Consider the following 5,438-nt stretch of genomic DNA (forward strand, 5'->3'; position numbering starts at 1 on the left):
GATGAAGAATATCAGTTCACTGTTAATAAAAAACCAGCAGCCATTCATAAACTTACTTTTTCTAATGGTTCAGACTCTCACGATAAAAATAACAAATTTATTTGGAACTCCCAGATCCCTGAAAGCAATCGTTTTGGTTTGTACAAAAAAATGAGCGTCGGTGGTTTTGCTTATGATATCAATGACCAACCCATCGTAGGGGCAAAAATTCGCTTTACTATCAGTGGTGGAATTGGATCCGATACTGTCACAACACTAACTACGAGTTCTACAGGACGATATACTGGTGAAATTTATTCACCAACGGGTTTGGGGGCATATAAATATCAAGAATCGCATGTGTGTAGTCATTATGATTTACATACACTTGTAATTTCAGATGGTTATGAAAGTGATGGAACCCCATTATCAATAGTAGAGACCAGAGAATATGTGTACAACAAGCCTGACGTCTACACAATTGAAGATGGTCTGTTGCCACTTTATGATATTGCTGTTCAATTCTATGGTCAGTGTTTAGAATCAAAAGAGTAGATATATTTAGCAGTTGAATCCCTACAATTAGATTTTACCTAGTAGGGATTTTTGATTTGTATGTTCATTAGACGATCATGCTCACTTTAGTACGTAGCTTTCAAGCTATCTAAAATAGTGTTTGATTCAACTAGATTTTTTTTAATGATGTATGTAGTTAATCTTATTATATATTTTATCTATTACTTCATAACCTTAAATTACAACACTGAAGAGGGAGCGTTGAGTGATATTTTAGTATTATTAAAGGAGCATAATTCTGAGGTATTTTTGTATTAAGTTTTGGTTGTAGTGGTCAGGCTTTATTGGTCACAGTTTTATAAAGGGAGGTAATTTCTAATACAGTAAAAACATACTCTTCTAGTGAAACATGATGTGTTTACTTTGATATGAGATCTTCTAATTCAGCACAAAATAATATTGGCAGATTGCTAAGCGTTTGGATTTTATAATCTATGTTGTACACGCTAAAAGCATTAAAGTCATTATCTTAGATTCTTTTGTTACTTGATTGTTTTAGGTTTAGATTGAGATTCAAATGTATCAACAACAAGGTGATATGCCGTATCAGATCATTTGTAAAACTCTCTATTTTTAAACGAAAGGAAATCAGATTAAATAATAGGTAACTCTTATCGACATTAAACCATTTCTGAAATTATCAACATCAGTCGCAGGCAAATCATCTGATGTATAAATAAAGGCTGGAGAGCTAAATAGGCTTGTAACTATTTTAAAATTTTAAACCTATTCGTAAATGTAAGATATACAAGCTCCTTTTGAGTAAGGTCAATATTTTATCACGTTTTTATTATGCAAGTTTTGTTAAACAGTTTTTTAGTTAGTTATAATTTTGATATTAAATTAAATAGTCTAATTTAGAATTTGTATGGATTATCTTATTTAACTGCATTGAGTCATAAAATATTCAATAAATAATTCTTGAACCCAAGTGGGGTACTTGTTAATAATATGGTGTTTTTCAGGTGGAGGGAATATATATTTCTTCACTATTTCATTAAATTATAAGGAACATCATGAATTATTTTACAAAAACGATTATGACAAGCGGGATTACAATGCTGTTGAGTTTATCTTCGATGAATGTACTCGCTGCGACACCACCTAGTGACACAATGTCATCATCTTCTGGTTGGCAAAACCTCTATATTGGTAACTTTACTTCTTATTCTTCAGAAAATGATAACTCTGTTGGCCATCATTGCCATTATTCAGATCCTAAATTTAATTTACAATTTAATAAAGTAGACCTTAATGATGGTGTTGGCGGCACGTTTATTTATATGTGCGGTGGCAATTCAACATATAAATGGAATAGTAAACTTAATCAAACAGATGCTAGGGTTACTGATATAGGATTCGTGATCCGTGGTAACAAACAAAGTTATTCAAATATTATATCAGAATGTACAGCAGCTTATGGTGGTGGTCCTTGGTTTGCTAATTTAAGAGACTTAAATACTGAAGCAGGCGGGGATTACATTTACCTTTGTTATCAAACACAACCAGGAAAAACCCCAATAACAAAAATCAAAATCAGTGCATCTAATGACAAAACCACATCACTTAACAGTTGTCTCCAAGGTACAAGAAAAATTGTGAAAAATACTAAAGGAAGTACGGCCGATTTAAATGATGGTGCAGGTGGTAAATGGATCTCTGTGTGTATTGATTAGGTCTTATAAACATATTTTAAATTGATAAAGACCATAAATATGGTCTTTATTGATTTTATAAAATCTGTAGACAAACACAGTAAATTGAAGGCATAGAACCTCAGCTACTCCAATACTGAAAACCAAAGATTATTATCAGTTAATATACTTTTTGTTTTAGGACTTAATAACGGGTTTTCTAACTCAAATAATCGACGTTGGGGTATATTCGCTTTTTTTATTGCAGTTGAAGTCATTTCATGGCTATTAAATAACTTATCAAAGCTGCCATCTTGAATTGCCTTATGTAATCCAAACTTTAAACGTTCAGTAAGTATCTTATTGTTTATATTTATAAAAAAATATACAGGGGCGGGGTACTTCAATAGTAAAGTTTGTTCTACCACTAAATTTTTATTGTCTACTATTTCTAACCAAGGCTCATGAATGCCTCTTGGAAAATAATCAAAACGTTTTATTTCTAACATTGACAGTAAGTTTGCACCAGCGCCTTGTACTATTTTAAACCCATTAGACTTCAAAATTTTAGTATCAGGCCAATCTATGCCTTGGCCTATAAATACTTTTTTTAATTTATTGAGGTTATTAATATCTTTGAATTTATATTGTTCATTTTTTCTGATAATACCAATGCGATGCCCCATCAAACCTTTTACAAGTGGTATATATATAGTGCTAAATCTTTGTTCTCTTTCTATTGAAGTCATGCTCCAAACAACATCAATATCCTTTCCTTGTTCTAATAAGTTTAATGTACGCCCTTGATGTGTTTCCAGCGTTTTTTCGTTGAGCTTAAAGTCACCAAATTTATCAGCGCTTTTTTCTAAAGCTAAAATTAAAACATCAATATAATAATTTTGTGGAGAATTCTCTAATAACTGAGAGCTGGCATAATTAACAGTGAGTGGTTGTGTGAGTGCTTTAGCATTGGCTGTAAAATTTAAAAAGACACATATTTGCATGATGAAAATATATTTTTTTAGCATTTTACATCTGTAGATTAAATTTAAAGTATCTATAATTTATATCATAAATATTTGATATTACCAAAATAATTGCAATTTAGCGTTATTTTAAAAAACCTTGATTTGTGTATTATATAAATAGATTTGAGTGAAATATCACATTTTATTTTTTAAGCTAAAACATGTCAGCTACTTATTAAAACGCGTTCAAAAAATCTGATACTAAATGTATTAAAGTAACTCCTAGTTTATTAAAACTGCTGCGTATTTAAATAGCGTATTTTAACTGAGTTTAAGTTAATTTTTCAGATTGTTCCGTTATAATTAAATAAGCTTCATTAAAATTTTATACCTTTTTATTTTTGATTAAAGAGTGTATACAGAGTCGCCCAATTAGGTAATGTTTTTATTTTAAAGGATTATTTAAAATGTTCAGGCACCAGAAATTACACAATATATGTCTTATTTGTGCATTAATAATGTTACTACAAATTAGGTTAGCTTTAGCGGCAGCACCAAATAAAGTGGGCTATTTTACCGCTTCTTCATATAACCTTTATAGTGGTGAAAGTACTTTATTGCGTTGGGGGCAACCTTTAGGTTCAACAGGTACAATTTATTATAATTTATCAGTAAAAAAACCGAATAAAGCGAAAAAAATTTTAAAATTGAGAAATACACAATCACAATCATTTAATCGAACATTAAATACACTAGGCATACATATTTTTTATGTACAAGCATGTAATGAAGCTTCAGAGTGTAGTTTAGAGTCAATTGTAAAAGTAATGGTTAAAAAACGAAAATCTCCCCCAAAAATAGGTCAAACGCCAAAATTTAAAAATAGCAATCAACCGATTAATAAGCACTTTAGAATAAGTTGGCCGAGTGTTGAAAATGCCAGTTATTACCTTCTGTATGAAAATGAAAAACAAATATATAGGGGGTCAAATCAATTTACAGATATTAATAGTCAAGTCGTAGGGTATCGTCATTATACGGTTGTAGCGTGTAATAATATCGGGTGTGGCGGGCGTTCAGGTTCTGCTTCGGTATATTATTATGGCGCTGCGAATGAGGTTGAAAATTTGCGTTCATCTCTTGCATCACAACAATTAAACGAATACGTTGCATTAACTTGGTCTATTCCTGAGGGAGCTGTAACGGGTGTGATTTATCATATATTTATAAATGAGAGTTTAGAAAATACCACAAATATAACGCGTTATAATGCTAAAGTTAAAAAAAATGGACCTAATATTTATCAAGTGATTGCTTGTAATCCAAACAGCGCAGGATGTGGTAAAGGGAAAAGTATATCCGTGCTGGGCGTTGATTTAATCACACCTTTTTGAGTTGCTAGACTTACTATAGATGTTGTTAACAAAAATGAATTAATTAGGTATAAAGGGTAAACCAGCCAAAAATATATTATTAAGGTATTTTTGGCTGGTACATAGAACTATTAACAGCGAAGTGAACCACAGTTCATTCTTGTTGCACCAGGTGGGCAATTGTTTGTATAGGTATCTCGATAAGCACCACCAATTTTGGGGGTTAAATCTGAAGGAAGTGATTTGTGATCTTTTGATAAGTTCTTAATCTTTTTTTTGTTTAATACTAATTTCATTACTATTTTCCTTAAATGTAAAACGAGTAAATTTACTTTGTTAGTCCACCGCTCCAACAAATTCTAGGATCTGATGGTTGAGTATTACAGTTTGCATAATTTGTAAAGTTGATATCTTCTGTTCCGCCAGCTGGCAGTGCGGTTAATTCCTTGGGAATAGATTTGTTGCTCAAGTTTTTAAGTGCTCTTTTTTTTAATGATAATTTCATCATTTTAAACTCCTTTATTATAGATTATTATTTTTGTTCAATATTAAGGTACATCATTAATGCTTTTTTATGAAGCATATTTTAAAAAATACTAGGGGCTGTTGATCTTTCACATTGGCAGCCAAATCATTGCACACGCCAGTGCTAGCATACTTTCAAACTGTAACTTTAATTTATCATACCTTGTAGCTATAGCACGGAAGTGTTTCAGTCTTGCAAATGCATTTTCAACTAAGTGCCTATATTTATATAAACACCAATCTATATCTCCATTACCCGTTTTTGAGTTCTGCTTTCTGGGGATCACAGGGCTTGAATTTCTCTCTCGAACTTTATTTCTAATCGCTTCACTATCATAGCCTTTATCCGCGATAACAAAATCACCTTGAGGCAATAATTCAAT

7 protein-coding genes are annotated in these 5,438 nt (G+C 31.4%); 3 read left to right on the top strand and 4 right to left on the bottom strand.

What is annotated here, in order from left to right; translation table 11 throughout:
* The coding region (locus BM088_RS27500) for a hypothetical protein (RefSeq protein ID WP_177208173.1) at positions 1–534 on the top strand (534 nt) is incomplete at its 5' end.
* A gap of 1,037 nt (positions 535–1,571) precedes the next feature.
* The gene (locus BM088_RS26630; RefSeq protein WP_091991934.1) at positions 1,572–2,231 is read left to right on the top strand and encodes a hypothetical protein; all 660 of its coding nucleotides are present in this window, start codon (positions 1,572–1,574) and stop codon (positions 2,229–2,231) included.
* A gap of 104 nt (positions 2,232–2,335) precedes the next feature.
* On the opposite strand, the gene BM088_RS26635 is transcribed toward BM088_RS26630, so the two are convergent.
* Positions 2,336–3,217 (bottom strand): type 2 periplasmic-binding domain-containing protein, encoded by an 882-nt coding sequence (locus BM088_RS26635; protein ID WP_091991936.1) that lies wholly within the window; start codon positions 3,215–3,217, stop codon positions 2,336–2,338.
* A 458-nt stretch (positions 3,218–3,675) separates the two neighbouring features.
* Between BM088_RS26635 and BM088_RS26640 the strand changes: the two genes are divergently transcribed.
* Entirely contained in the window at positions 3,676–4,551 is an 876-nt protein-coding gene (locus BM088_RS26640) for a hypothetical protein (protein ID WP_091991938.1), read from the top strand.
* 110 nt (positions 4,552–4,661) lie between these two features.
* Here BM088_RS26640 and BM088_RS27505 read toward each other — a convergent pair whose 3' ends face one another.
* The 3 genes from BM088_RS27505 to BM088_RS26650 form a co-directional block, all read right to left on the bottom strand.
* Positions 4,662–4,826, bottom strand: coding sequence for a hypothetical protein (locus BM088_RS27505; protein ID WP_177208196.1), 165 nt, complete (start codon positions 4,824–4,826; stop codon positions 4,662–4,664).
* 32 nt (positions 4,827–4,858) lie between these two features.
* The gene (locus BM088_RS26645; RefSeq protein WP_091991940.1) at positions 4,859–5,038 is read right to left on the bottom strand and encodes a hypothetical protein; all 180 of its coding nucleotides are present in this window, start codon (positions 5,036–5,038) and stop codon (positions 4,859–4,861) included.
* Between the two features lie 106 nt (positions 5,039–5,144).
* Positions 5,145–5,438, bottom strand: a 294-nt coding sequence (locus tag BM088_RS26650; protein ID WP_143085171.1) for a transposase, incomplete at its 5' end; no start/stop codon positions are given.

Source organism: Pseudoalteromonas denitrificans DSM 6059 (assembly GCF_900112265.1).
Taxonomy (GTDB): Bacteria; Pseudomonadota; Gammaproteobacteria; order Enterobacterales; family Alteromonadaceae; genus Pseudoalteromonas; species Pseudoalteromonas denitrificans.

Coding starts and splice junctions, on each gene's coding strand:
- BM088_RS26645 (WP_091991940.1), bottom strand. CDS start 5,038: ATGATGAAATTATCATTAAAAAAAAGAGCACTTAAAAACTTGAGCAAC.
- BM088_RS26635 (WP_091991936.1), bottom strand. CDS start 3,217: ATGCTAAAAAAATATATTTTCATCATGCAAATATGTGTCTTTTTAAAT.
- BM088_RS26640 (WP_091991938.1), top strand. CDS start 3,676: ATGTTACTACAAATTAGGTTAGCTTTAGCGGCAGCACCAAATAAAGTG.
- BM088_RS27505 (WP_177208196.1), bottom strand. CDS start 4,826: ATGAAATTAGTATTAAACAAAAAAAAGATTAAGAACTTATCAAAAGAT.
- BM088_RS26630 (WP_091991934.1), top strand. CDS start 1,572: ATGAATTATTTTACAAAAACGATTATGACAAGCGGGATTACAATGCTG.